At 71.6% G+C, this 24431-nt stretch carries 28 protein-coding genes; 9 read left to right on the top strand and 19 right to left on the bottom strand.

Annotated elements, in window-relative coordinates:
* Nucleotides 1–129 precede the first annotated feature (129 nt).
* Nucleotides 130–426 (bottom strand): GYD domain-containing protein, encoded by a 297-nt coding sequence (locus tag ACIP98_RS09445; RefSeq protein WP_319661069.1) that lies wholly within the window; start codon nt 424–426, stop codon nt 130–132.
* Nucleotides 427–532: 106 nt separating this feature from the next.
* Entirely contained in the window at nt 533–1000 is a 468-nt protein-coding gene (locus ACIP98_RS09450; RefSeq protein ID WP_401974689.1) for an ArsI/CadI family heavy metal resistance metalloenzyme, read from the bottom strand.
* A 96-nt stretch (nt 1001–1096) separates the two neighbouring features.
* Between ACIP98_RS09450 and ACIP98_RS09455 the strand changes: the two genes are divergently transcribed.
* From ACIP98_RS09455 to ACIP98_RS09475, 5 genes are all read left to right on the top strand, one after another.
* On the top strand, nt 1097–1552 hold the full coding sequence (locus ACIP98_RS09455) for an ArsR/SmtB family transcription factor (protein WP_401974691.1): 456 nt from the start codon (nt 1097–1099) through the stop codon (nt 1550–1552).
* Nucleotides 1552–2301, top strand: coding sequence for an aquaporin (locus ACIP98_RS09460; protein WP_319661066.1), 750 nt, complete (start codon nt 1552–1554; stop codon nt 2299–2301). Before ACIP98_RS09455 ends, ACIP98_RS09460 begins: the two co-directional genes overlap by 1 nt.
* 13 nt (nt 2302–2314) lie before the next feature.
* On the top strand, nt 2315–2734 hold the full coding sequence (locus ACIP98_RS09465; RefSeq protein WP_319661065.1) for an arsenate reductase ArsC: 420 nt from the start codon (nt 2315–2317) through the stop codon (nt 2732–2734).
* 113 nt (nt 2735–2847) lie between these two features.
* On the top strand, nt 2848–3285 hold the full coding sequence (locus tag ACIP98_RS09470) for a hypothetical protein (protein ID WP_401974694.1): 438 nt from the start codon (nt 2848–2850) through the stop codon (nt 3283–3285).
* A 13-nt stretch (nt 3286–3298) separates the two neighbouring features.
* The gene (locus ACIP98_RS09475; RefSeq protein WP_319661063.1) at nt 3299–3601 is read left to right on the top strand and encodes a hypothetical protein; all 303 of its coding nucleotides are present in this window, start codon (nt 3299–3301) and stop codon (nt 3599–3601) included.
* Between the two features lie 28 nt (nt 3602–3629).
* On the opposite strand, the gene ACIP98_RS09480 is transcribed toward ACIP98_RS09475, so the two are convergent.
* On the bottom strand, nt 3630–3917 hold the full coding sequence (locus tag ACIP98_RS09480; RefSeq protein ID WP_401974698.1) for a hypothetical protein: 288 nt from the start codon (nt 3915–3917) through the stop codon (nt 3630–3632).
* 106 nt (nt 3918–4023) lie between these two features.
* On the opposite strand from ACIP98_RS09480, the gene ACIP98_RS09485 reads away from it, so the two are divergent.
* Entirely contained in the window at nt 4024–4761 is a 738-nt protein-coding gene (locus tag ACIP98_RS09485; protein ID WP_319661061.1) for a hypothetical protein, read from the top strand.
* Between the two features lie 480 nt (nt 4762–5241).
* On the opposite strand, the gene ACIP98_RS09490 is transcribed toward ACIP98_RS09485, so the two are convergent.
* From ACIP98_RS09490 to ACIP98_RS09500, 3 genes are all read right to left on the bottom strand, one after another.
* Nucleotides 5242–5613 carry a hypothetical protein gene (locus ACIP98_RS09490; RefSeq protein ID WP_319661310.1) on the bottom strand — a complete coding sequence of 124 codons (372 nt, stop codon included), beginning with the start codon at nt 5611–5613 and terminating at the stop codon, nt 5242–5244.
* Nucleotides 5614–5926: 313 nt separating this feature from the next.
* Nucleotides 5927–6409, bottom strand: coding sequence for a hypothetical protein (locus tag ACIP98_RS09495; RefSeq protein ID WP_319661060.1), 483 nt, complete (start codon nt 6407–6409; stop codon nt 5927–5929).
* A gap of 78 nt (nt 6410–6487) precedes the next feature.
* The gene (locus tag ACIP98_RS09500) at nt 6488–7069 is read right to left on the bottom strand and encodes a dienelactone hydrolase family protein (protein ID WP_401974701.1); all 582 of its coding nucleotides are present in this window, start codon (nt 7067–7069) and stop codon (nt 6488–6490) included.
* Between the two features lie 79 nt (nt 7070–7148).
* Here ACIP98_RS09500 and ACIP98_RS09505 point away from each other — a divergent pair, with 79 nt between their 5' ends.
* The gene (locus ACIP98_RS09505; RefSeq protein ID WP_319661058.1) at nt 7149–8252 is read left to right on the top strand and encodes a mechanosensitive ion channel domain-containing protein; all 1104 of its coding nucleotides are present in this window, start codon (nt 7149–7151) and stop codon (nt 8250–8252) included.
* A gap of 26 nt (nt 8253–8278) precedes the next feature.
* Here ACIP98_RS09505 and ACIP98_RS09510 read toward each other — a convergent pair whose 3' ends face one another.
* The 5 genes from ACIP98_RS09510 to ACIP98_RS09530 all read right to left on the bottom strand — a co-directional run bounded on the left by ACIP98_RS09510 (nt 8279) and on the right by ACIP98_RS09530 (nt 12807).
* Nucleotides 8279–9874 (bottom strand): Na+/H+ antiporter, encoded by a 1596-nt coding sequence (locus ACIP98_RS09510; RefSeq protein ID WP_319661057.1) that lies wholly within the window; start codon nt 9872–9874, stop codon nt 8279–8281.
* A 44-nt stretch (nt 9875–9918) separates the two neighbouring features.
* A complete protein-coding gene (locus ACIP98_RS09515) occupies nt 9919–10356 on the bottom strand; it encodes a GNAT family N-acetyltransferase (RefSeq protein WP_319661056.1) in 438 nt (145 codons plus the stop codon).
* Entirely contained in the window at nt 10349–11284 is a 936-nt protein-coding gene (locus ACIP98_RS09520) for an RluA family pseudouridine synthase (protein ID WP_401974705.1), read from the bottom strand. The genes ACIP98_RS09515 and ACIP98_RS09520 overlap by 8 nt, the downstream gene beginning before the upstream one ends.
* 85 nt (nt 11285–11369) lie before the next feature.
* Nucleotides 11370–11930, bottom strand: a complete 561-nt coding sequence (gene lspA / locus ACIP98_RS09525; protein WP_319661053.1) for a signal peptidase II — start codon at nt 11928–11930, stop codon at nt 11370–11372.
* Between the two features lie 109 nt (nt 11931–12039).
* Nucleotides 12040–12807, bottom strand: a complete 768-nt coding sequence (locus tag ACIP98_RS09530; RefSeq protein ID WP_319661052.1) for a TraR/DksA family transcriptional regulator — start codon at nt 12805–12807, stop codon at nt 12040–12042.
* A 40-nt stretch (nt 12808–12847) separates the two neighbouring features.
* Between ACIP98_RS09530 and ACIP98_RS09535 the strand changes: the two genes are divergently transcribed.
* On the top strand, nt 12848–13459 hold the full coding sequence (locus tag ACIP98_RS09535; RefSeq protein WP_401974707.1) for a hypothetical protein: 612 nt from the start codon (nt 12848–12850) through the stop codon (nt 13457–13459).
* A gap of 382 nt (nt 13460–13841) precedes the next feature.
* Nucleotides 13842–16970, top strand: a complete 3129-nt coding sequence (gene ileS / locus ACIP98_RS09540; protein WP_401974710.1) for an isoleucine--tRNA ligase — start codon at nt 13842–13844, stop codon at nt 16968–16970.
* Between the two features lie 235 nt (nt 16971–17205).
* Here the strand turns inward: ileS and ACIP98_RS09545 are convergent, their stop codons facing one another.
* The 8 genes from ACIP98_RS09545 to murG all read right to left on the bottom strand — a co-directional run bounded on the left by ACIP98_RS09545 (nt 17206) and on the right by murG (nt 24425).
* Nucleotides 17206–18390 (bottom strand): DivIVA domain-containing protein, encoded by a 1185-nt coding sequence (locus ACIP98_RS09545; protein WP_319661049.1) that lies wholly within the window; start codon nt 18388–18390, stop codon nt 17206–17208.
* 46 nt (nt 18391–18436) lie between these two features.
* Nucleotides 18437–18724, bottom strand: a complete 288-nt coding sequence (locus ACIP98_RS09550; RefSeq protein WP_319661048.1) for a YggT family protein — start codon at nt 18722–18724, stop codon at nt 18437–18439.
* Between the two features lie 62 nt (nt 18725–18786).
* Complete coding sequence (locus tag ACIP98_RS09555) at nt 18787–19386, bottom strand: cell division protein SepF (RefSeq protein ID WP_360911931.1); 600 nt, start codon at nt 19384–19386, stop codon at nt 18787–18789.
* A gap of 63 nt (nt 19387–19449) precedes the next feature.
* A complete protein-coding gene (locus ACIP98_RS09560; protein ID WP_401974711.1) occupies nt 19450–20190 on the bottom strand; it encodes a YggS family pyridoxal phosphate-dependent enzyme in 741 nt (246 codons plus the stop codon).
* A 12-nt stretch (nt 20191–20202) separates the two neighbouring features.
* Nucleotides 20203–20940, bottom strand: coding sequence for a peptidoglycan editing factor PgeF (gene pgeF, locus ACIP98_RS09565; protein WP_401974837.1), 738 nt, complete (start codon nt 20938–20940; stop codon nt 20203–20205).
* A gap of 15 nt (nt 20941–20955) precedes the next feature.
* Nucleotides 20956–22191 carry a cell division protein FtsZ gene (gene ftsZ / locus ACIP98_RS09570; protein ID WP_319661045.1) on the bottom strand — a complete coding sequence of 412 codons (1236 nt, stop codon included), beginning with the start codon at nt 22189–22191 and terminating at the stop codon, nt 20956–20958.
* A gap of 246 nt (nt 22192–22437) precedes the next feature.
* Nucleotides 22438–23220 (bottom strand): cell division protein FtsQ/DivIB, encoded by a 783-nt coding sequence (locus ACIP98_RS09575; RefSeq protein WP_401974714.1) that lies wholly within the window; start codon nt 23218–23220, stop codon nt 22438–22440.
* A 113-nt stretch (nt 23221–23333) separates the two neighbouring features.
* Complete coding sequence (murG, locus tag ACIP98_RS09580) at nt 23334–24425, bottom strand: undecaprenyldiphospho-muramoylpentapeptide beta-N-acetylglucosaminyltransferase (protein WP_319661043.1); 1092 nt, start codon at nt 24423–24425, stop codon at nt 23334–23336.
* Nucleotides 24426–24431 lie beyond the last annotated feature (6 nt).

Genomic DNA, 24431 nt, shown 5'->3' on the forward strand with positions numbered 1-24431 from the left:
GTCCGGTGCCTTCTCGCTGGCGCCCGGCAGGGCCAGAACCCGCGGCACCCGCTTCCTCCCCCGCCCCACGAGAGCGGCAGGGCGACGCCCTCATGGCCCTCTCGACACGAACGGACGGCGCTACGGGCCTCACATGGATGCCCTGGCGATGACGCCTTCGATCTCGTCTCGGCCGAACGCTCGCATGGTCGTGCTGCGGACGTTGCCCGCCTCGCCGAGCTGGAGGAGCGCGGCGGCTGCCGTTTCGTCGTCGGGTGCCTCAAGGACCGCCACGAGGTCGTACGAACCGACGGTCCAGTACATGGTCACGAGCCTGGCGCCGAGCCTTTCGAGCGCGGCCGCGAACGCGTCGGCACGGGTCGCCGTGTCCTTGCAGGCGCGAATGCCCTGCTCGGTCCAGTTCAGCAGCGAGATGTAGGTCGGCACGGATACTCACCTCGACATAGTCGGGCATCCCCCCACCAGCCTAATTTTCGGCACCCGAGGTCGCATCCGGCGACGGGCATCCCCGTCCCGTACACGGTGATGACGCCTACCGCGCGTCCTGGCGGTCGCGCCGGCTGCCGCACGAGCACGCGGCGGCCGCCGGCTCGGACTGCTCGTCGACGCCGCAGCAAGCGGGCGGCGCGGTGTCGGCGTCGGCCTTGACGACGTAGACCTCCCAGGGCTCCTTACCGGGGCCGGTGACCCAGACCTTGTCCTGGAGGGCGTAGCAGCAGGAGGTGTCGTTCTCCTCGAAGGTCGCCAGACCCGCTTCCTGGAGTCGGCCGGTGGCCGCGGCAACCTGTCCGGTGGACTCGACCTCGACGCCGAGGTGGTCCAGCCGGGTGTCCCGGCCGTCCCCGCCCTCGATCAGGACGAGCTTGAGCGGGGGCTCGGTGATGGCGAAGTTGGCGTAGCCGGGGCGGAGTTTGGCGGGCTCGGCGCCGAAGAGCCGGGAGTAGAAGGCGATGGAGCCCTCGAGGTCGGGGACGCGCAGGGCGAGCTGAACACGGGACATGGCGATCTCCCTCATCAGGTTCTGTATCGACAGTTGTCGATACAGCTCGACGGATCCGAGGTTGCCACCTGATTCGACAAGCGTCAACATAGACACATGTCGAAATCAGAGCTGACCGTGCTGGGTCAGGACGATCAAGCGGCGTGCTGCTCGCCGATGGTCCGGGAACCGCTCGGCGAGGCGGACGCCGTCGATCTGGCGCGCATGTTCAAGGCGCTGGCGGATCCGGTGCGGCTGCGGCTGCTGTCGCTGATCGCCTCCTACGAGGGCGGCGAAGCCTGCGTATGCGACCTGACCGGGCCCTTCGACGTGTCCCAACCGACCATCTCGCACCACTTGAAGGTGCTGCGGGAAGCAGGCCTCGTGGGCTCGGAGCGGCGTGGGACCTGGGTCTACTACTGGGTGCTGCCCGTCGCGCTCGCACGCCTGTCCTCGCTCCTGCGGACCCCGGCCGAGTCGGCCGGGGCCGGGGCCGGGGCCGGGGCCGGGGCCGGGGCCGGGGCCGGGGCCGGGGCCGGGGCCGGGGCCGGGGCCGGGGCCGGGGCCTGCTGATGAACTCAGGTTCTCCACTCGGTCGCCGTGCCGCCGGGGAGTTCATCGGCACGGCCGCTCTCGTCGCGGTCGTGGTGGGCTCCGGCATCCAGGCCACCGAACTCTCCCGCGACGTGGGCGTGCAGCTGCTCGCCAACTCGCTGGCCACCGTGTTCGGCCTGGGTGCGCTCGTCGCGCTGCTGGGTCCGGTCTCCGGCGCGCACTTCAACCCGGTGGTCACCCTCGTCGCCTGGTGGACCGGCCGCGCCACCGACGACGGACCGGCCCCGCGCGATGTCGCGGCCTACCTGTCCGCCCAGACCGCCGGCGCCATCGGCGGGTCCATGCTGGCGAACGCGATGTTCGCCGAACCCCTGGTGCGCTTCTCCACCCATGACCGGTCCGCCGGGCACCTGTGGCTGGGCGAGGTCGTGGCGACCGCGGGTCTGGTCCTGCTCGTCCTCGGTCTCGGCCGTACCGGGCAGCAGCGCGTCGGCCCGGCCGCGGTCGCCTGCTACATCGGCGCGGCCTACTGGTTCACCTCCTCCACCAGCTTCGCCAATCCCGCCGTGACGATCGGCCGCGCCTTCTCCGACACCTTCGCCGGCATCGCCCCCACCTCCGTGACGCCTTTCATCGCCGCCCAGTTGGCGGGCGCCGCCATCGGCCTCGCGCTGGCCGCCGTCCTCTTCGGCCCCTCCGCCCGGGCCGCACCCGCGGCGGCCGCCGCGTCCCCTGGCGAACCCGAACTCCTCACCACCAGCCACTGAACAAGGAAGACTTGTGAGTACTCCCGCCGTCCCGTCCGTGCTGTTCGTCTGCGTGCACAACGCCGGCCGCTCCCAGATGGCCGCCGCCTTCCTCACCCACCTGGCCGGCGACCGCGTCGAGGTCCGCTCGGCCGGCTCCGCCCCCGCCGACACGGTCAACCCCGCGGTGGTCGACGCCATGAAGGAGGCCGGCATCGACATCTCCGCCGAAGTGCCCAAGGTGCTCACCACCGAAGCCGTGCAGGCCTCCGACGTGGTGGTCACCATGGGCTGCGGCGACACTTGCCCCGTCTTCCCCGGCAAGCGCTACCTCGACTGGACGCTCGACGACCCCGCCGGCCAGGGCGTCGACGCCGTCCGCCCCATCCGCGACCAGATCGAACAGCGCATCAAGGGCCTGCTCACCGAACTCGGCGTCGACACGCGCGCGTGAATGCCGGCCTCCCCGGTGCGGCACTCTCGTACCCTGCGTCCGCCTCCTCTCTGCGCCCGCCCGCGGGGAAATCACGTGTCGCCGCGGACGGCCGGACCTCTAGCCTGTGCCGCATGCATCAGCCCCCACGACGCGACCGCCGCCCGGCGCGCCGCGCGCGACCGGAGCCGATCCGGCGACAGGCCTCGCGGCTCACGGTCATGGGGGCCGATGTCGTGGTGGTCGGCTACTTCTCCGCGAAGGAGAAGGACTTCGTCACGCTCATGAACTCGGCGGCCACCGGACTGGCGGTTCGCGGCGCTCGGGTCGTCGGGCAGATCGTGCAACGACGAGGGGTCTCGGACGGCGGGGTGCAGAAGATGGCTCTGCCCTTTTCCTCGCGGACCCTGCTGAGCCACGGGAAGGTCCTCGAGGTGGCCGAGGCCTGCGAGCGGGCGGACGCCGATGCGGCGGTCTTCGTGGCCGCTTTGAGCGGCCGTCAGCAGCGCGCGCTGACAGCGCTGCTCGGCTGCCCCGCGGTGAGCCTCCCCGAGATCCTCGCCGCCGGCTGACCGGCGTCATCCGATGGATCTTCCGGAATTTCTCGCCGAGGCCGTGAGCGTCCTCAAAGCCCCGCTGGACCCTGCCGACCGCGAACAGGGCTGGACCGACGACCTGCGTCGGGAGATCCAGGAGGAGATCTCGATCAGCCGCTCGGTCCTGCGGCGCCACGGTGCTTGGGCGGTCCGGTATCTGCGTCCTCGCCTCGACGCGTGGATGGCGCGCGAACTCGTCCGGCCGGGGCGCCTCCACGACGTGGTCATGGGAGTGCAGACCCGCATCACGCAGGCGCGCGACGCGGCCCGCCACCCGGCCGGTGGGAGCTGAGCCCGGCCATGTGCTCGTTCCGCCGCGACTACTCGCCGCGGGGGATGCGGACGAAGCCCTCCGTCCGCGTGTCCTCGTCGAGGAGATACGGGACGATCAGGGAGCATTCAGGTTCTCCGCGGAACCCCGGCAGGACGTGCGCGCGACGGACGCGCTCCTCGGCTCTCTGCTCGGTCGGGTAGATGCCCAGGAGCTTCACGTCATCGCCGTCCTGCTCGTCGACGTGGAGGCTGCCGCTCTCGTCGACGTGCACCGTGGCGCCGTCGGGGCCGGCCTCGTTCTGATGGCCGACGTGCCGGAGCGGACAGACGATCACGTGGGCACGGTACATCGGCGACCGCGTCCACGGCGTCCCCGGGAGCGTCGCACTCGGAGAGCCCCAACTCCCCGCCCGTCCCGACCCGTCGCTCTAGGATCCACGGGTGCCCACGACAGAGATCATGACGACCAGTGAGCGACCCGACCTGTATCAGCAGGCCAAGGCCGCGCTCCGCGACGTTTGGCCGACTTTTGTCCTGCACGACCCGTTCTCGAAGAACTACCGGCGTCGTGCGACGACCTGCTTTCCCCGTTTCGACGTGCTGCTGGTGCAGGACGGCAAGGTGGTCGCCAACGCCGCGGGCGTGGCCCTGCGCTGGGACGGGAACGTGGACACGCTGCCGTCCGGCTACGACGGCGCCCTGGAGCAGGCGGTGACGGAGGACGAGGCGTCCGTCGCGCCCGACACCCTGTGCATCATGGCCGCCACCGTGCTGCCCGGCCACTCGGGCCGCGGGCTGGCCGGGGAGGCACTCACCGCGCTGCGCCGACGCGCTGTCGAAGCCGGGCTGCGACGCGTGATCGCTCCCGTGCGGCCGGCCCTCAAGGCGAGGTATCCCCTGACCTCGATGGAGGACTTCGCCCGCTGGACGCGTGACGACGGCCTGCACCTCGATCCGTGGATCCGCACCCACCAGCGCCTCGGGGCGACCGTTCTCGCCCCCGCCCCGCGTTCCATGGTCATCCCTGGGACCGTCGCGCAGTGGGAGCAGTGGACCTCGATGGCCTTCCCCCAGACCGGGCGCTATGTCGTTCCGGACGCCCTCGATCCCGTCGAGATCGATCGCGAGCGGGACCAGGGCGTCTACGCCGAGACCAATCTGTGGATGCGGCACCTTTAGAACGTGCGCGGGGGGGGCGGGGAACCTGGGCATCGGCTGCGAGACGTCGTGGCGCGCGGTCCGGGACGCCGGGCCCGAGGAGGCGGCGGACGCGCTCGGCCTGCGGCAGGGGGTCTTCGCGGCCGGGCCCGTCGCCGCGTGGACGATCTCCCACAGCCGCATCGGTCTTCCGTCGGGCCCGACGCGACCGACGCGACCGACGCGACGGACGCGACGGACGCGACCGAACCCGGCTTCCCCGACTGGCCGGTCGCTGAGCACACGGCCCGGCGAGGGGCCAGTTCTCCACCACCGACCGCATCGGCGAGTTCCACACCGGGGCCAGGGCCGACGCCGGTGAACCGACCCGCCTGCTCCTGCATCGGGGAACGGGACGACATCCCCCTCGGCATCCCGGACGATGCCGTAGTCCGCCCGGGCGTCCGCGGGTTCCCGACGGGAGCCGAGTCGCCGGGCGCCGGGGCCCGGGACACGGCGCCCTCACGCCATGGCGACGAATCCGCCCCGGGACCGGCCACCGGTGAACAGCTCGTCCCAGTCGATCTCCCCGGGCAGTGCGTCGAAGGAGTCGAGGGAGACGACGACGGCTCCGCCGGCCTGTTCCACGGCGCCGCACCACCGGGCCATGTCCTCGGCCTCCTCCTGCGACCGGGCGCCCTGCACGAGGCATCCCGCGTCTCCCGGGCCGTCCACCACCGACATGGTGAGCCGCGGCATGATCCGCCACTCGGGACACGACGGCATGCGGCCCTCGGGCGCGTGCAGCACCGGCAGGCCGTCGTGGATCGGGGCCTCGGCCAGCAGGAGCAACGGAACGGGGCCCAGGACGAAGTGGGTCTTCTCGCGAGTCATCAGCACGCGCCGACTCTACGTTCGCCCCCGGCCCGGTCACGCGTGGCCACGCCTGGCCGCGGGGCGAGTCCCCCCATGGGTAGGGGATGTTGTGCGGCGTGAGCGAGTTGTACGACAAGCGGTCACCGTGGGCCTGCTCCCGGCGGGCCTGTTCGATGAGGAGGCCGTCGGCGTTCTCCGTGCGGGAGGCGCCGCGGCGCAGGAGCTCGACGACCAGAAACGTCCCGAAGAACGCCGGCCACAGCGGCTCTCCCCCCTGTCAGCCCTTGGTGGCCCCATCGCAGGTCCCGGGCCGCCCGGGCCGCCCGGCGCGTCAGGGGCAGATCCAGCAGTAGAGGCGGCGTCCGCCGGACGAGGCGCGGCCGGCCAGGGCGGCCAGGTCCTTGAGGAAGCGGCCGCGGGCGTGGGGGTCCAACTCGCCGCGGGAGGACCCGGAGACGGCCGGGGTGCGCGAGGTGCGGGCCCAGCCGACGGCGACGTCGTCGAGGAGGCGGGGGTCGAAGGCCGCGAGGGCGTCGCGGAAGGTGTCGGTGAGGGAGACGGCGACGACCTGGCCGTCCCCGGCCATGCCGACGAGGGCGCCGCGGCGGGGGTCGGTCTGGACGTCCTCGGCGGCGCGGCCGGTGATCAGCACCTCGGCGGGGAGGAGTTCGAGCACCGGGTCGACACCCTTGATCACCAGCTGGTCGTAGTCGGGGGCGAGGGCCGCGCCGTCGTCGTGGACCTCGGCACGGACCACGGCGCGGACCGCGTCCCGGTCGTCACCGGCGGAGTAGTAGCCGTAGAGAACACCCATGGCCGGATGATCCCATCCGGCACTGACAACGCCGTGTGCGAGCAGGGCAGTTGCCCGTCCCGAGCCCTCAGCCCCCGGTCACTCCGCGTCCGCCGAGATGTCGGCGAGGAAGTCCAGGGCGATCGCCCACGCACGCTCGGCGGCCTCGGCGTCGTAGTCGTCGAGACCGGGGTCGGTGAACAGGTGGCCCGCGCCGCGGTAGCGGTGGACCTCCACGTCGGCGCCCGCCTTGCGCATGCGCAGGTACCAGGCGTTCAGCCAGTCGTCGGGCTCGAAGGGGTCCGGCTCGGCGACGTGCAGCTGGACGGGCATGTCGGTGGCCGCGTCGTCGGCGATGTCGGAGGTGCCGTGCAGCAGCAGGAGGCCGCGGGCCTTGTCGTCGGCGAGGGCGAGGTTCTGCGCGATGGAGCCGCCGAGGGAGAAGCCCGCGTAGACCAGCCCGCGCTCGGAGAGCGGTCCCGAGACGGTGACGGCCCGCATCAGCAGCTCGTCGCGGCCGATCTCGTCCTTGATGGCCATGCCCTCTTCGACGGTTTCGGCGGTGCGGCCCTCGTACAGGTCGGGCACGTGCACCTCGTGCCCGGCTGCGCGCAGCCGGTCGGCGGCGGCGTGCACGGCGGGGCGGAGCCCGTAGGCCGAGTGGAAGAGCACGATGGTCATGCCGGAGGTCACAATTCACATCCCATAGGGGCCGCACGATCGGGGTACGGGCTCCATCATGCCCGTTACCGTCGAAACCATGGACTCCGTCGTACGGCCGCTGGGCGTGGTGGGCGGCTCCCTCATCGTGACTCTGGCCGTGGGCTGGGCCGTCGACCACGCGCTGCGCCGCGCCGACGCCCGTCATCCCGAGACCCCTCTGTGGCAGTTGCTGCGGCGCGCCCGGCTGCCGCTCCAACTGGTGATCTGCAGCTCGCTGCTGCGGGGTTCCTACGAGCAGGCGCACCTCGCCCGCGGCCACACCCGGGCGATCGGCCAGGTGCTGACCCTGGTACTGATCGGGGCCTGCGCCTGGCTGGTGGTCCGGGTGGCGGCGGCCGTCGTGGAGGCCTCGTACTCGCGGTACGCCTCCGGGGCGCAGGACGCGGCGCGGGTGCGCCGGGTGCGCACCCAGGTGTCGCTGATCCAGCGGGTGGTGTCGGCGGTGGTGGGTGTCGTCGCGGTGGCGGCGATGCTGCTGACGTTCCCGGCGATGCGCGGCTTCGGTGCCTCCATGCTGGCCTCCGCGGGTCTGATCGGCATCGTCGCCGGTATCGCCGCCCAGTCGACGCTGGGGAACCTGTTCGCCGGGCTGCAGATCGCCTTCGGCGACATGGTGCGGATCGGCGACGCCGTGGTGGTGGAGGGCGAGTGGGGGACGGTCGAGGAGATCACCCTCACCTACCTCGTGGTCCGCACCTGGGACGAGCGGCGGATCACCATGCCGGTGTCGTACTTCACCAGCAAGCCGTTCGAGAACTGGTCGCGCGGCACCGCCCGGATGACGGGCACCGTCTACTTCCACCTGGACCACACCACTCCGGTGGACCTGATGCGCGAACGGCTGCTGCAGGTCCTCAAGGAGTGCGAGCAGTGGGACGGCCGCGCCTGGGGGCTGGTGGTGACGGACACCACCCCGTCCACGATCCAGGTGCGGGCGCTGGCCACGGCGAAGGACGCGGACGACATCTGGACGGTGCGCTGCGTGGTGCGCGAGCAGATGATCGAGTGGCTGCGCCGCGAGCACCCGTACGCCCTGCCCCGCATCAACACGGCCCCGGCGCCGGGGCTCGCCGACGCTCCGGACCGGCAGCAGGCGACGCCGGGCGCGAGCGACATCGGGCCGGGGCCGGGGGCCCGCTAGCGGGCCCCCGGGGGCGCCCGCGGCCCCTAGCGGGACACCCGCAGGCTGCGGACGTCGAGCTGGCGCAGCACCCGGTCGACGATCTCCGGGTCGTAGCCGGGTTCGCTGCGCGCCGCGAGGACCTCGTGCCGGGCCGCGGAGAGCATGTCCCGCTGGACGCGTTCGAGGGTCCTGATGCGGCTCACCCGCGCGGTGTGCCGGTCGCGCTTGTCGTCGTCGACGATGTCGGGGCAGATCCGCGCCCCGACGTCGAAGGCCCGGCGGTGCAGGAGTTCGGAGACCTCCTCGGGGAAGCTCTCGGTCGCCTCGACCTCCTTCAGCCGTTGCTTGGCCGCCGCCATGGCGCGCAGCGCGAGCAGCATCTCCATGTCGTGCTCGATCTGGGTGTCGCTGCTGACCCCGAGCCGTCTGACGACCCACGGCAGGGTGAGGCCCTGGAGGACCAGGGTGGTCAGGACGACGGAGAACGCGATGAAGAGGATCTCGTCGCGGGCCGGGAAGGGGTCGCCGTTGTCGATGGTGTGCGGGATGGCCAGGGCCAGCGCGACGGACGCCACGCCGCGCATGCCGGACCACCACATGACGACGGTCTCCCGCCCGCTCATGGGGATGTCCTCGTCCAGGTCGCGCCGTTTGTGCAGCTTCCTGGCGGCGTATGCCGCGGGCAGCAGGTAGGCGAGCCGGACGACGATCACGGCGCCGACGACGAGTGCCGCGTGGCCGACCATCGTCCCCCAGCGGCCGGCCCCGACTCCGAAGACGTTGTGCAGCTCCAGGCCGATGAGGCCGAAGGCGACGCCGGTGACCAGGGTGTCGACGACCTCCCAGAAGGTGGCGCCGACCAGTCGCCCCGTCACGTCGTCGGCGTCCACGGCGTGCTCGGCCAGGAAGAGCGCCGTGGTGAGCACGGCGAGGACGCCCGAGCCGTGCGCCTCGTCGGCGATGGCGTACGCCGCGAAGGGGACCAGCAGCGACAGCCCGATCTGGAGGGTCGGGTCGCCGACGACCCCCATCAGCTTGGAGGCCATCCAGCCCAGGGCGAAGCCGACCACGACCGCGACGACCGCCGACAGCAGCAGCTCGCCGAGTGCCTCGGGCCAGGAGAACGAGCCGGTGACGGCCGCGGCGACGGCCACGTTGTAGACCACGATCGCGGTGACGTCGTTGAACAGCCCCTCGCCCTCCAGGGTGGAGATCATGCGCCGGGGCAGGCCGAGCCGCCCGGCCACGGCGGTGGCCGCCACGGGGTCCGGAGGGGCGACGAGCGCGCCGAGCGCGACGGCGCCGGCCAGGGAGATCCCGGGGAGGACGGCGTTCGCGATGCCGCCCACGGCCGCCGTGGTGATGAGCACCAGGGCGACGGCGAGCAGGAAGATCGCCCTCTTGTTGGCGGCGAACTGCCGCCACGAGGTGCGCTGCACGGAGGCGTAGAGCAGCGGCGGCAGCACGAGCGGCAGGATGAGCGCCGGGTTGATCTGCACGTTGGGCACGAACGGCAGCAGGGCCAGGACGACCCCGAGCAGTGTCATGAGAACGGGCGACGGCAGCCCCAGCCGGTCGCCCAGCGGGACCATGATGATGGCCGCGAGCATCAGGGCGAAGAACAGCGCGAGTTGATCCACGCCCCTAGCGTGACATGTCCGCGGAGCCCACTCGGGTCAGCGCGTCACAGCGCGCGCCTCATGGAACGGTGGGCGATGCCCGCCTCCTCGTACTCCTCGCCGAAGGGCTCGTAGCCCAGGCGCTCGTAGAAGCCGAGGGCGTGGACCTGCGCGTGCAGTTCGACGACGCGCAGCCCCAGCAGCCGGGCCTGCTCCTCCACGGCCCGCACCAGTGCCGCTCCCACGCCCAGCCCGCGGGCCCGCGACAGCACCGCGAGACGGCCCAGGACGCCGGTGCCGTCCGCGCCGGGGAGCAGCCGGCCGGCGCCCAGCGCGCCGTCGGGACCGATCGCCACCACATGGACGGCGGTCGCGTCGAACTCGTCGTACTCCAGGTCTGCGGGCACCTTCTGCTCCAGCACGAAGACCTCGTGCCGTACGGCGAAGTACGCCTTCAGGTCGTCGGGGCCCTCGGGCACCCGGATCGTGTACGCCTCAGGCACTGTCGCCCCGCACGATGTCGAGGGCGTGCTGGAGGTCCTCGGGGTAGTCGCTCTCGAACTCGACCCAGCGGCCGTCCCCGGGGTGCGTGAAGCCCAGGCGCACGGCGTGCAGCCACTGGCGCCCGAGCTCCAGCCGTTTGGCGATCGTCGGGTCGGCGCCGTAGGTGAGGTCACCGACACAGGGGTGGCGGTGCGCGGCCATGTGCACGCGGATCTGGTGGGTGCGGCCGGTCTCCAGCTTGATGTCCAGCAGCGAGGCCGCGCGGAACGCCTCGACCAAGTCGTAGTGCGTGACGCTGGGCTTGCCGTCCGCGGTGACGGCCCACTTGTAGTCGTGGGTGGGGTGGCGGCCGATCGGCGCGTCGATGGTGCCGCTGAGCGGGTCGGGGTGGCCCTGGACGAGGGCGTGGTAGCGCTTGTCGACGGTGCGCTCGCGGAACTGCTGCTTGAGGTCGCTGTAGGCGATCTCCGACTTGGCCACGGCCATGAGCCCGGAGGTGCCGACGTCCAGCCGGTGCACGATGCCCTGGCGCTCGGCGGCGCCGGAGGTGGAGATCCGGTAGCCGGCCGCGGCCAGCCCGCCGATGACGGTGGTGCCGGTCCAGCCGGGGCTGGGGTGCGCCGCCACGCCGACCGGCTTGTCGATGACGACCACGTGCTCGTCGTCGTGGACGATGCGCATGCCCGGCACCGGCTCCGCGACGATCTCCACGGGACGCGGCGGGGCGGGCAGCTCGACCTCCAGCCAGGCGCCGCCGGAGACGCGGTCGGACTTCCCGGCGGTGCTGCCGTCGATCGTCACCTTCCCCGCCGCCGCCAGCTCGGCGGCCTTGGTCCGGGAGAATCCGAACATACGGGCGATGGCGGCGTCGACACGTTCGCCTTCGAGACCGTCGGGAACAGGGAGGGACCGAACTTCGGCAGACATACTCACCTGGTCGAGTATGCCGGATGGGTGACGGGTGCTTTCCCGCTCACGCGTTCCGGCCCCTCCCGGCGGCCGGGCGGCCGCGTCAGTCCTTGTGGACGGTGCCGTCCGGGTCGAGGCCGCGGAAGGACAGCAGGACGATCAGGATGCCGCCGCAGACGATCGCCGAGTCGGCGAGGTTGAAGACCGCGAAGTGGGCGGGCGCGACGAAGTCGACCACGTGCCCCTGCAGAAAGCCCGGCGCCCGGAACACCCGGTCGGTGAGGTTGCCGAAGGCGCCGCCGAGCAGCAGCCCGAGCGCGATCGCCCACGGCACGCTGTGCAGCTTCCGCGCGATGCGGGCGATCACGACGATCACCGTGACCGCGATCACGGTGAACACGATCGTCATGCCCTGCCCGAAGCCGAAGGCCGCGCCCGCGTTGCGGACCGCTTCCAGGCGCAGGTAGGAGCCGATCACGTCGATCGGCTCATGCCCCTCCAGGCGGGTCACCACCCAGATCTTGGAGAGCAGGTCCAGGGCGTACGCCAGCGCCGCCACGCCGAGCAGCACGGCGATGCGCCGCGGTCCCTTGGGGACGGTCACGTCCGTGCCGCCGGTCGGCTCGTCCGCCGTGTCCGTCGCCGTCTCCTGTGCCTTCGCCATGTGAGTCCTTCAGCCCCGATGTCCCGGCCAGGCCTGATCCTGACGCTGACGAGGTTACGGCACACACGTCCGAACAGCGGGGGCGGCCGGGCGCGGCCCCCGCGAAAACTCAGTAGCGACGCTCCTGTCGCTGCTTGCAGTCGACGCAGAGCGTGGCCCTGGGGAAGGCCTGCATGCGCGCCTTGCCGATGGGCTTGCCGCAGGACTCGCAGAGCCCGTACGTGCCGGAGTCGAGCCGTTCCAGTGCGTGCTCGGTCTGGGCGAGCATCTCGCGGGCGTTGGCGGTGAGCGCCATCTCGTGCTCGCGGGTGATGTTCTTGGTGCCGGTGTCGGCCTGGTCGTCCCCCGCGCCGTCACCGGAGTCGCGCAGCAGGCCGGTGATGGCGTCCTCCGAGGTCGTGATCTCCGTCCGCAGCCGGCCCATCTCGGCCAGCAGCTCGGCGCGCGCCGCGTCCACCTCCTCGGCGGACCAGGGCTCCTCGTCGGGCCGGACCGCCAGGTCGCCCGGGGCCACGACGCCGGTCGGCCGGGCGATGCGCGCCGTGGGCACCGCGGAGGCGGGTCCCCCTGTTGCGGCCGTACCGGCCGCGGTCTTCTTCGCTACCACCTTCTTGGCTCCCTTTTTCGTGGCCTTCGCGGTCGTGCCGGCGTTCGCCGGCCCGGACTCCTCGGCGGGCTCGGCCGTCCGGCCCGCCTTCACGGTCTTCTTCGGCGGGGCGGCCTTCTTGGCCGCCGGCGCCTTCTCCGCCGCGGGGGCGGTCTTCTTCGCCGGGGGCGCGGTCTTGCGCGCCGCGCGTCCCGTCGCCGTACCGGCCTTGCCCGACTGGCCCTTGGTGCGTGCGGGCGCCGTCGTCGTGGTCTTGTCAGCCTCCGCCACGGCAGCTCTCTTCCCTGCGGCCTGAGCCGCGGTCTTCCGCGTGCCTTCCGCGGTCTGCTTCACGGCACCCGCCGCCTTCTTGGCGGGCGGCCTCACGGACGCCCCCTTCGAGGATGCCGCCTTTGTGACGGATTCCGCTTTTCCGGAGGACGCCGCTTTTTTCCCGCCGCCCTGCGAAACCGTCGTGGGGGCGGTCGTGGCCAGTGGCTTCGCGCGGCTCTTCGCCGGGGTCTTCGCGGGCGCCTGCACAGCGGCCGGCGCCTTGGTGCGGGATGCCGGGGACGCCGCCGTGCCGGACTTCCCGGCCCTGGCCGCCTTCCCGGCCGCGGCGGCCTTCCCGCGTGCGGGCGCGGAGAGGGCGGGGCGTTCGGGGGCGACCCCGGGTGCGGCCTTCCCGCGGTCCGCGGAAGCGCCCACAGGTGTCGCCTTCTTCGCCGTCGCCTTCTTCGTGGCGGTGGTCTTCTTCCCCACCATGGTCGCGGCCCCTTCACATATTGTGATCTTGCTCGCGAATCGTGCCGGAACGATAAATCGGCTCCGGACCCGCGGCAACGGGGCACGCCGCCGGATTCGCCCGCCTTGCCCGGCCGGGAGGCAGGTCTGCATCCGTTGTGCCCAGCTCTCCGCCAGGTATTCCGGTACCAACCGGTAACGAGGTGCGCACCGGGCCATTCGGGTCACTCCCGCCCCGCGGAAAACCCGGCCGACACGGCGCCCCCCGGCCCCGTACACTGGGCGGAGCGAAAGGCGTGGAAGGGGACGAGTAGCGCCGCACGCAGCCCATAGCGACCCGGGGGCGGTGGAAGCCCGGGGGTGTGCGCGACGTGAAGATCACCCCCGAGCCGCCGGAAGAAAGCCCGCGAGGGCGAGTAGAACCGGCAGCGCGACCCCAATGAGGGGGCTGCGGAACGACCCCGCGAGGGGCCGCCCGCCGCCAAGGAGGGTGGTACCGCGGGACCGGCGCAGCAACCGGCTCTCGTCCCTCCGACGGAATACGCACGCACCAATGACGTGTCCGCCGGAGGCAGAATCCGATGACGCAGTACCGCCAGGTCCCCGCCCAGGTCGACCTGCCCGCGCTGGAGCACGACGTGCTCGCGTTCTGGCAGGACAACAAGGTCTTCGCCCGTTCGCTGGAGCAGACCCGGGGCAAGCCCGAATGGGTCTTCTACGAAGGCCCCCCGACCGCCAACGGCATGCCCGGCGCGCACCACATCGAGGCCCGCGTCTTCAAGGACGTCTTCCCCCGCTTCAAGACCATGCAGGGCCACCACGTGACCCGCAAGGCCGGCTGGGACTGCCACGGCCTCCCGGTGGAGCTCGCCGTCGAGAAGGAGCTCGGCTTCACCGGCAAGAAGGACATCGAGGCGTACGGCATCGCCGAGTTCAACGCCAAGTGCCGGGAGTCGGTGACCCGCCACACCGACGCCTTCGCCGAGTTGACGACCCGTATGGGCTACTGGGTCGACCTCGACGAGGCCTACCGCACGATGGACCCCGAGTACATCGAGTCCGTCTGGTGGTCGCTGAAGCAGATCTTCGACAAGGGCCTGCTCGTCCAGGACCACCGCGTGGCGCCCTGGTGCCCGCGCTGCGGCACCGGCCTGTCCGACCACGAACTCGCCCAGGGCTACGAGACCGTGGTGGATCCCTCGGTGTTCGTGCGCTTCCCGCTCACGTCCGGTCCGCTGGCCGGTGACGCCGCGCTCCTGGTGTGGACGACCACGCCCTGGACGCTGGTGTCCAACACCGCTGTCGCGGCCCACCCCGACGTCACCTACGTCGTCGCGACCGACGGCACGGAGCGGCTGGTCGTCGCCGAACCGCTGCTCGGCAAGGCGCTCGGCGAGGGCTGGGAGGCCACCGGGCAGTCCTTCACCGGCCGCGAGATGGAGCGCTGGACGTACGACCGGCCCTTCGGCCTCGTGGAGATCGAGGGCGCCCACTTCGTCGTCAACGCCGAGTACGTGACGACCGAGGACGGAACGGGTCTGGTCCACCAGTCGCCCGCGTTCGGTGAGGACGACCTCAGGACCTGCCGCGCCTACGGCCTGCCGGTGGTCAACCCGGTGCGCCCCGACGGCACCTTCGAGGAGGAACTGGAGCTCGTCGGCGGCCAGTTCTTCAAGAAGGCCGACGAGGCCCTGGTGGCCGACCTCCAGGAGCGCGGCCTGCTCTTCCGGCACCTGCCGTACGAGCACAGCTACCCGCACTGCTGGCGCTGCCACACCGCGCTGCTCTACTACGCGCAGCCGTCCTGGTACATCCGCACGACCGCGGTCAAGGACGCGCTGCTGCGCGAGAACGAGCGCACCAACTGGTACCCGGAGGCGGTCAAGCACGGCCGCTTCGGCGACTGGCTGAACAACAACATCGACTGGGCGCTGTCCCGGAACCGCTACTGGGGCACCCCGCTGCCCATCTGGCGCTGCGCGGAGGGCCACCTCACCTGCGTCGGCTCGCTGGCCGAGCTGTCGGAACTGACCGGCGCCGACCAGACCGGCCTCGATCCGCACCGGCCCTTCATCGACGACGTCACCTTCGCCTGCCCGCAGTGCTCGGCCCCCTCCGAGCGCGTGCCCGAGGTCATCGACGCCTGGTACGACTCGGGCTCCATGCCGTTCGCGCAGTGGGGCTACCCGTACCGCAACAAGGAGGTGTTCGAGGGCGCATACCCCGCGCAGTTCATCTCCGAGGCGATCGACCAGACCCGCGGCTGGTTCTACACGCTGATGGCGGTCGGCACCCTGGTCTTCGACCGGAACGCCTACGAGAACGTGGTCTGCCTGGGCCACATCCTCGCCGAGGACGGCCGGAAGATGTCCAAGCACCTGGGCAACATCCTGCAGCCCATCCCGCTCATGGACCAGCACGGCGCCGACGCCGTGCGCTGGTTCATGGCGGCCGGCGGCTCGCCCTGGGCGGCGCGACGGGTCGGCCACGGCACGATCCAGGAGGTCGTCCGCAAGACGCTGCTGACCTACTGGAACACCGTCGCCTTCCAGGCGCTGTACGCCCGCACCGCCGGCTGGGCCCCCGGCGGCGCCGACCCGGCGCCCGCCGACCGGCCGCTGCTCGACCGCTGGCTGCTCGGCGAACTCGGCACCCTGGTGCGGGATGTCACCGGCGCGCTCGAGTCGTACGACACCCAGCGGGCCGGCAAGCTGCTCTCCTCCTTCGTGGACGACCTGTCCAACTGGTACGTCCGCCGCTCCCGTCGCCGCTTCTGGCAGGGCGACCCGGCGGCGCTGCGCACGCTGCACGACGTCGTGGAGACCGTGACCCGGCTGATGGCGCCCCTGGTGCCGTTCATCACCGAGCGCGTCTGGCAGGACCTGGTCGTCCCGGTCACCCCGGGGGCACCGGAGTCCGTGCACCTGGCGAGCTGGCCGACGGTGGACGAGGCGCTCGTCGACCCCGCCCTGTCCGAGCAGATGGCCCTCGTACGGCGTCTGGTGGAGCTGGGCCGGGCCACCCGGGCGGAATCCGGCGTCAAGACCCGTCAGCCTCTCTCGCGGGCGCTCGTGGCCGCGGCGGGCTTCGAGTCGCTGGGCGGGGAACTGCGGGCGCAGATCGCGGAGGAGCTGAACGTCGTCTCCCTGGCGTCCCTCAGCGAGGTCGGCGGCTCCCTGGTGGACACCACGGCCAAGGCCAACTTCCGCGCGCTGGGCAAGCGCTTCGGCAAGGGCGTCCAGGCGGTCGCCAAGGCCATCGCGGAGTGCGAGGCGGCCGCGCTCTCGCTCGGTCTGCGCGACGGCACGGCCACCGTCGTGGTGGACGGCGAGCCGGTCGCCCTCTCGGCCGAGGAAGTGATCATCACGGAGACCCCGCGCGAGGGCTGGTCGGTCGCCTCCGACTCCGGCGCGACCGTAGCGCTGGACCTGGAGGTCACCCCGCAGCTGCGACGGGCGGGACTGGCCCGTGACGTGATCCGGCTCGTCCAGGAGGCGCGCAAGAACAGCGGCCTGGACGTCGCCGACCGCATCGCGCTGCGCTGGGCCGCCGCGGACACCGAGCTGGTCTCGGCGCTGGAGGAGCACGCGGGACTCGTCGCGGACGAGGTCCTCGCGACGGACTTCGCCTCCGGCGGCCCCGAGGACGGCTACGGGCCCGCCTTCACCGACGAGGCCCTCGGCCTCACCTTCCACCTGCGCAAGCGGTGAGCATGCACCGGAAGCCCGGCGGGCCCGCTTAGCCCATCCGGGTACCGGGAAGGCCGAACCGCCCCCGTCCACGTCACCGTGGGCGGGGGCGGTTTCCTCGTGCGCGCGACGTCCGCTGGCAGGGGCTTGCGGGAGGCGCAAAAGGGCCGGGCCCCGAGGGAAGCGATTCCCTGGGGGCCCGGCCCTGTGTGGTGCCGTGGTGCGCGTCGTGCGAGCGGCCGGCGCCTGTGCGCGACTAGTTGTCGTCCTCGTCGATGAGGAACCCGCGCATCGGCGTGGGCGCCTGCTGCAGCGGAGCCGGCCCCTGCGGCCGGACCGGTGCCATCGGCTGGGTCATGGCGGGGGACATCTGCTGCTGGCCGCCGTAGGTGGGGTTCGGGCCGCCGTGGCCGCCCATGCCCTGGCCGCCGTAGCTCTGGCCACCGCCCATGGTGCCGGCTCCGGCCGTGGCCATGCCGCCGCCCATGGTGCCGCCACCCATACCGCCGCCCATGCCGCCGGAACCGGAGGACAGGGAGGGGGCCGCGGAGGTCCGCGGCGGGGCGAGCGAGTCATCGGCCTGGTTCTCCAGCTGGCGCAGCTGGCTCTCCAGGTACGACTTCAGACGGGTGCGGTACTCGCGCTCGAAGCCGCGCAGGTCCTCGACCTTGCGCTCCAGCGTGGCGCGAGCGGACTCCAGGGAGCCCATGGCCACGCGGTGCTTCTCCTGCGCGTCCCGCTCGAGCGCGTCCGCCTTGGCGCGGGCGTCGCGTTCCAGACCCTCGGCGCGGCTGCGGGCCTCGCCGACGATCTTGTTGGCCTCGGCGCGCGCCTCGGCGATCGCCTGGTCGGCCGTCTGCTGGGCGAGCGAGAGCACACGGGCGGCGCTGTCGCCGCCGGGGCCCTGCTGCTGCATGGGGTGGCCGCCCTGCATGGGGCCCTGCTGCTGCATCGGGTGCTGACCCATGTGGCCGGGACCCTGCTGCTGCATCGGGTGCTGGCCCATCGGACCGGGACCCTGCTGCTGCATGGGGTGGCCGCCCTGCATGGGGCCCTGCTGCTGCATGGGGTGCTGCCCCATGTGGCCCTGCTGAGCGCTGGGCCCGGCGGGCAGGGCGAGGCCACTGCCGGGTCCCTGGGGGCCGCCCATCTGCTGCGGCGGCACCGGCTGCGGTCCGGATATGGCGGCGGGCACGGGGGCACCGGGGCCGCCGCGGCCGTCCTGCGGCTCGGGCTTGCGCATGCCCTGCTGCTGGTTCTGGGCGGCGGCGCGGGTGGCCGCCGCCAGCTTCGCCCGCAGGTCCTCGTTCTCGCGCAGCAGCCTGGTCAGTTCCGCCTCGACCTCGTCGAGGAAGGCGTCCACCTCGTCCTCGTCATAGCCTTCTCGGAGGCGGACGGTCGTGAACTGCTTGTTCCGCACGTCCTCGGGGGTCAGTGGCATCTCTTCACCTCAACGTGATCGTCGACATATCGGGAGCCCGCATCGGTCATCTCAAGCCCCCCACGACGGTGAGCAGGATGTACACGATGATCATCAATACGAAGAAGGACAGGTCGAGCGCCACGCCCCCGAGACGCAGCGGCGGAATGAACCGCCGCAGAAGCTTGAGTGGCGGATCGGTGACAGTGTAGGTGGTCTCCAGGACGACCACCATGGGCTTCCCAGGCTGCCACGATCGGGCGAACTGGAAGACATAGTCCATCACCAACCGGAAGATCAGGACAAGCAGGAAGCACATCAACGCGATCCACAGCACCTGGAGTGCGATGTCCATCGCGCGTCCCTCTCCTCTGCCTGTTCGTGGGCCTCGCGGCCGGTTTCGTGCGGTTGCGTATCTCAGCTCTGATTGAAGAACCCGCCCTCGGCGATGCGGGCCTTGTCCTCCGCCGTGACATCGACGTTAGCAGGCGACAGCAGAAACACCTTCTGCGTCACCCGCTCGATGCTCCCGTGCAGACCGAAGACCAGACCGGCGGCGAAGTCGACAAGTCGCTTTGCGTCCGTGTCGTCCATCTCCGTCAGATTCATGATCACCGGGGTGCCCTCGCGGAAGTGTTCCCCGATGGTACGGGCTTCGTTGTACGTCCGGGGGTGGAGTGTCGTGATCCGGTACGGCTCTCGTTCGGACACGACCTTAGGCATGATCACCGGTGCGTTCTTCTCCAGGCTATGGCGTTCTTGTGTGATGGATGCCACTGGGGCGATCCGCGGTTCCCGAGGGACCGGCGGGTGCACGAGGCGTGCCGGCTCTTCCGGTTGCGTCTGGTGCGGTGGCTGGTGGGACGGGTGCGGCTGGTGCGGCTGGTGCGACCGGCGGGGACGCTCCGGCTCCGGCTCGGGCTCGAACTCGTCGTCCGGGTCGAATCCCGGGCCGTCGTACCCGTCGTCCTCCACGAGGCCGAGGTAGACCGCCATCTTGCGCATCGCGCCGGCCATGCTCTGCGTCCTCTCAGCGGGGAAAGACCATATTTTTTGTGTGGTCCGACTTGGTTGGTGACGTTACCGGAGCCCGGTCCGGACTCCGAGTACCGCGCTACCGATGCGTACGTGTGTCGCACCTGCGGCAACGGCCTCTTCGAGGTCCGCGCTCATCCCTGCCGAGACCATGTTCGCAGCAGGATGCATCTCGCGCAGGCAGGATGAGATTTCCGCCAGCCGGTCGAACGCGGCGCGCGGTTGACCGGCGTAGGCCCCGGCCAGCGGCGCTACCGTCATCAGGCCGTCAAGTCGCAGGCCCGGAGCGGCAGTCACCGCTTCGGCGATCCCTTCGACGGCATCCGGTGCGATTCCGCCGCGGGTACCCTGGGCCCCCGACTCGGCGTCCAGCGCGACCTGGACCAGGCAGCCCAGTTCACGGTCGGCCCGCGGCGACTTCATGACCGCGGCGGACAGCGCCTCGACCAGCCGGACCCGGTCCACCGAGTGCACGACATCGGCGTAACCGACCACCGAACGCACCTTGTTGGTCTGCAACTGGCCCACGAAGTGCCAGGTGAGCGGCAGGTCCCCGCAGGCCCCGGCCTTGGGCGCGGCATCCTGGTCGCGGTTCTCGGCGACCTGGCGGACGCCGAGTTCCGACAGGATCCGGACGTCACTGGCGGGATAGGTCTTGGTGACCACGATCAGGGTCACCTCGTCCCGGGCCCGGCCGACCGCCGCGCACGCCGCGGCGATCCGCTGCTCGACCCGGGCGAGATTCGCCGCGAGTTCGGCCCGTCGTTCTTCCGTTCGGTCAGTCATCGCGTGCGTCGCTCACTGGTCGCCGTCCAGCCAGACATATCCGGCGAGCCGCCCGGTCGTGCGCTCGCGGCGGTAGGAGAAGTGGTCGCCCGACTCCATGGTGCAGATATGTGATTTCTCACCCGCGGGAACGCCGAGACGGACGAGTTGGGCGTGCACCCCGGCGGCGACGTCGACGGAGGGGGTGCCCCAGCTGGTGGTGGCCCGGGCCTCGGGGACCGCCGAGGCGACGTCCTCCCGCATCTGCTCGGGCACTTCGTAGCACGCTCCGCAGACCGACGGCCCGGTGACGGCGGTGATCCGCTCCGGCCTGGCGCCGAGTCCGACCATCGCCTCGACTGCCGCCGGGACGACCCCGGCGACCAGTCCCGGCCGGCCGGCGTGCGCCGCGGCGACGACTCCGGCCTCGGTGTCGGCCAGCAGCACGGGGACGCAGTCGGCGACCAGTACCGCGAGCGCGAGGCCGGGCCGGGTGGTGACGATCGCGTCCACCTCCGGTACCCGGTGCTCACCCCACGGAGCGGCGACCACGGCCACGTCGTTGCCGTGCACCTGCTTCATCCACACCACGTGCGCCGGGTCCAGGCCCAGTTCACGGGCGGCGAGGCCGCGGTTGGACAGGACGGCGGCGGGGTCGTCGCCGACCGCACCGCCGAGATTGAGGCTGTCGTACGGAGCGGCGCTCACCCCGCCCCACCTGTCGGTGAAGGCGAAGTGGGCGCCGCCCGGACGTGCGTGGTTGTGCGTTATCACGTGAGACTGTGCTTACTTGAGGAAGTCGGGGACGTCGAGCTCCTCGGCGCTGGTGTCCTGGTAGGGACGCGCCGGGGGGACCTGCGGGGCGGCCGGCTGGGCCGGGACCTCGGCCACCGGCTCGGGCTGGGCGGGCTCCTCGTCACGCTGGGTGACGCTGCCCAGGCCGGCGAAGGCCGGACGCGACGGCTCGGCCGGCGGGGTGGCCGGGCGGACCGGGGACGTCGTGGTGCCGCTGCTCTCGTCGCGGGAGCTGCCGTACGCGCCGAGCACCTTGTCCCGGTTGCTGCGGGTCGGGGGCTGGCCGCCGTCGAAACCGGCCGCGATGACGGTGACCCGGACCTCGTCGCCCAGGGCGTCGTCGATGACGGCGCCGAAGATGATGTTGGCCTCGGGATGCGCGGCCTCGCTGACCAGTTGGGCCGACTCGTTGATCTCGAACAGGCCGAGGTCGGAGCCGCCGGAGATGGACAGCAGCACGCCCCGCGCGCCGTCGATGGACGCCTCCAGCAGCGGGGACGAGATGGCCATCTCCGCGGCGGCGACGGCGCGGTCGTCGCCGCGGGCCGAGCCGATGCCCATGAGGGCGGAACCCGCCTCGGACATCACCGACTTCACATCGGCGAAGTCGAGGTTGATCAGGCCCGGTGTGGTGATCAGGTCGGTGATGCCCTGGACACCGGAGAGCAGCACCTGGTCAGCGGACCGGAAGGCGTCCAGCACGCTCACCTGGCGGTCCGAGATGGACAGCAACCGGTCGTTGGGGATCACGATGAGGGTGTCGACCTCGTCGCGCAGCTGGGCGATGCCGTCCTCGGCCTGGTTGGCGCGACGGCGGCCCTCGAAGGTGAACGGGCGGGTGACCACCCCGATCGTGAGGGCGCCCAGCGAGCGGGCGATGTTGGCGACCACAGGCGCGCCACCGGTGCCGGTGCCGCCGCCCTCACCCGCGGTGACGAAGACCATGTCGGCGCCCTTGAGCACCTCTTCGATCTCCTCGCGGTGGTCCTCGGCGGCCTTGCGGCCGACATCCGGGTTGGCGCCGGCACCGAGGCCGCGCGTGAGTTCGCGGCCGACATCGAGTTTCACGTCGGCGTCGCTCATCAGCAGGGCCTGTGCATCGGTGTTGATCGCGATGAACTCGACGCCCTTGAGACCGACCTCGATCATCCGGTTGATGGCGTTGACGCCACCGCCGCCGATGCCGACGACCTTGATGACTGCGAGGTAGTTCTGCGGTGCTGCCACGTCGAAGGCCTCTCGCCTCGAGTTACGTATACCTGTGGGACGGTCGGGAGGTGCCGGCCGACCCGAACCCTAACCCTCAGGTTTAGGGTTACCAGTATGTCTGTCCCGCACGTTCTTTGGGACAGGACACTAAATCGACAAGCGGTTCGCGTTCAACGAACACGCCGAACCTCCCGTTTTTCTTTTGACCCTATGTGATCACGCAGGAGCCGGACCAACCAGGGTGTCGAACTGAAGGCTGGGACGTCAACCGTCCGATGCCGCAGGGGCTGTTGGGGCACTCACGTCGTAGAAGACCGCACCCTCTTCGACTTTCATCAGGGCGGCGAGCGCGAACGCCTTTTCCTCGCCCCGCTCCACGCTCCCCCACACCACGGTGCGTCCGCCCGCCAACTCCACCGAGATGTCGTCCCAGGAGCGCACTTCGATCAGACGGGCCTGCTGGTAGGCGGCTTTCGGGAGATCGGCGGCGACCTGGACGGCCGCGGCGAGGAGGCGCTTTGTCCCGAAATGGCGAAAGCTCGCCGAGTCGCGGTCGGGGCTCAATTCGATGACGGGGACACCCTTGATGAGGTCGCGGATCTCCGCGAACCGTACGCCGTCGGCGTCCACTTCGATGAAGTTCCCGCCATCTTTCACCAGGGCGGCGGGAGTTCGCTCCGTCACTTTAAGAACGATCGTGTGCGGCCATGAACGTTCCACTGTCACATTCGCGATCCGCGGAAGACGTTCACGCAGCCGGCCGCCCACCGCGTCGGTGTCCACGGAGACCAACGGGGCGCCCACGGGCACCTCGGCGGCGTCCCGCACTTCGTCGGGGCTCAGGACGTCGGCGCCGGTCACGGTGACGGACGTCGTCCGCAGCCAGGCCGAGCCGTAGAGCAACCAGGCGGACGTGCCCGTCAGCAGGCCGGCGGCCGTGAGCGCCGCGAGCGCGATCACACGCCGGCGGCGGGCCGATCGCGGCGACGGCCGGATCTCGTCGTCGTCCTGGTCGGCGGCCGGCTCGGCGGTCGTCGGTACGGCCACGTTCGCCTCCGGGGGTTGGGGGTGGGTTCGTCCGCTGCGCAGCAGGCTAGCCGCCCCGCCCGGCTCTCCGGCGGGCGCACGCCGGTGGGTGGGCCGGGGCCCACCCACCGGGCTCAGCGACGACGGGCGGCGATCGCCTCGCGCACCATGCCGACGAGCAGTTCGTCGGCGTGCGGGCGGCCGAATTCGGCGGCGGCGCGGGACATTTCATACAGTCGGTGCGGATCGGTCAGAACCGGCAGCACATGGCCCAGCACCCACTCGGCGGTGAGTTCGGCGTCGTCGACGATGACGCCGCCGCCGGCCTTGACCACCGGCTGGGCGTTGAGGCGCTGCTCGCCGTTGCCGATCGGCAGCGGGACGTAGGCCGCGGGCAGGCCCACCGCTGACAGCTCGGCGACGGTCATGGCGCCGGCGCGGCAGAGCATCATGTCGGCGGCGGCGTAGGCCAGATCCATCCGGTCCAGGTAGGGCAACGGGATGTACTGCGGCATGCCGGGCATATTGTCGGCCGGCGGGAGTTCGTTCTTCGGGCCGACCGCGTGCAGGATCTGCACACCGGACTGCTGCAGGCGCGGTGCGACGGAGGCGATCACCTCGTTGAGCCTGCGGGCGCCCTGGGAACCGCCGGAGACCAGCAGCGTCGGCAGGCCCTGGTCGAGCCCGAAGGCGGCCCGCGCCTCGGCCCGCATCGCGACGCGGTCCAGCGTGGCGATGGACCGGCGCAGCGGGATGCCGACGTAACGGGAGTGCCGCAGCTTGCTGTCGGGGGTGCTCACCGCGACGTAGTCGGTGTAGCGCGAGCCGATCTTGTTCGCCAGGCCGGGGCGGGCATTGGCCTCGTGCACCACGATCGGCACACCGAGCCGCTTGGCGGCCAGGTATCCGGGCAGCGCCACGTAGCCGCCGAAGCCGACCAGCGCGTCCGCCTTGGTGCGCTCCAGGATCTGCTCCGCGGCCTTGATCGTGCCGCGCAGCCGCCCGGGTACGGTGATCAGCTCGGGGGTGGGCTTGCGCGGCAGCGGTACAGCGGGGATCAGGGCCAGCTCGTAACCGCGCTCGGGCACGAGCCGGGTCTCCAGGCCCCGTTCCGTGCCCAGCGCGGTGATCCCCACGGTCGGATCCTGCCTGCGCAGGGCATCGGCGAGCGCGAGCGCGGGCTCGATGTGGCCGGCGGTCCCCCCACCGGCGAGTACGACATGCACCGAAAT

It is taken from the genome of Streptomyces sp. NPDC088354, assembly GCF_044753585.1.
Lineage (GTDB): Bacteria > Actinomycetota > Actinomycetes > Streptomycetales > Streptomycetaceae > Actinacidiphila.

Bases quoted from the DNA above. Each gene is read 5' to 3' on its own strand.
- ACIP98_RS09450 (WP_401974689.1), bottom strand. From the start codon at position 1,000: ATGTCCCGTGTTCAGCTCGCCCTGCGCGTCCCCGACCTCGAGGGCTCC.
- ACIP98_RS09455 (WP_401974691.1), top strand. From the start codon at position 1,097: ATGTCGAAATCAGAGCTGACCGTGCTGGGTCAGGACGATCAAGCGGCG.
- ACIP98_RS09460 (WP_319661066.1), top strand. From the start codon at position 1,552: ATGAACTCAGGTTCTCCACTCGGTCGCCGTGCCGCCGGGGAGTTCATC.
- ACIP98_RS09470 (WP_401974694.1), top strand. From the start codon at position 2,848: ATGCATCAGCCCCCACGACGCGACCGCCGCCCGGCGCGCCGCGCGCGA.
- ACIP98_RS09475 (WP_319661063.1), top strand. From the start codon at position 3,299: ATGGATCTTCCGGAATTTCTCGCCGAGGCCGTGAGCGTCCTCAAAGCC.
- ACIP98_RS09490 (WP_319661310.1), bottom strand. From the start codon at position 5,613: ATGACTCGCGAGAAGACCCACTTCGTCCTGGGCCCCGTTCCGTTGCTC.
- ACIP98_RS09495 (WP_319661060.1), bottom strand. From the start codon at position 6,409: ATGGGTGTTCTCTACGGCTACTACTCCGCCGGTGACGACCGGGACGCG.
- ACIP98_RS09500 (WP_401974701.1), bottom strand. From the start codon at position 7,069: ATGACCATCGTGCTCTTCCACTCGGCCTACGGGCTCCGCCCCGCCGTG.
- ACIP98_RS09505 (WP_319661058.1), top strand. From the start codon at position 7,149: ATGGACTCCGTCGTACGGCCGCTGGGCGTGGTGGGCGGCTCCCTCATC.
- ACIP98_RS09520 (WP_401974705.1), bottom strand. From the start codon at position 11,284: ATGTCTGCCGAAGTTCGGTCCCTCCCTGTTCCCGACGGTCTCGAAGGC.
- lspA (WP_319661053.1), bottom strand. From the start codon at position 11,930: ATGGCGAAGGCACAGGAGACGGCGACGGACACGGCGGACGAGCCGACC.
- ileS (WP_401974710.1), top strand. From the start codon at position 13,842: ATGACGCAGTACCGCCAGGTCCCCGCCCAGGTCGACCTGCCCGCGCTG.
- ACIP98_RS09545 (WP_319661049.1), bottom strand. From the start codon at position 18,390: ATGCCACTGACCCCCGAGGACGTGCGGAACAAGCAGTTCACGACCGTC.
- ACIP98_RS09550 (WP_319661048.1), bottom strand. From the start codon at position 18,724: ATGGACATCGCACTCCAGGTGCTGTGGATCGCGTTGATGTGCTTCCTG.
- ACIP98_RS09555 (WP_360911931.1), bottom strand. From the start codon at position 19,386: ATGGCCGGCGCGATGCGCAAGATGGCGGTCTACCTCGGCCTCGTGGAG.
- ACIP98_RS09560 (WP_401974711.1), bottom strand. From the start codon at position 20,190: ATGACTGACCGAACGGAAGAACGACGGGCCGAACTCGCGGCGAATCTC.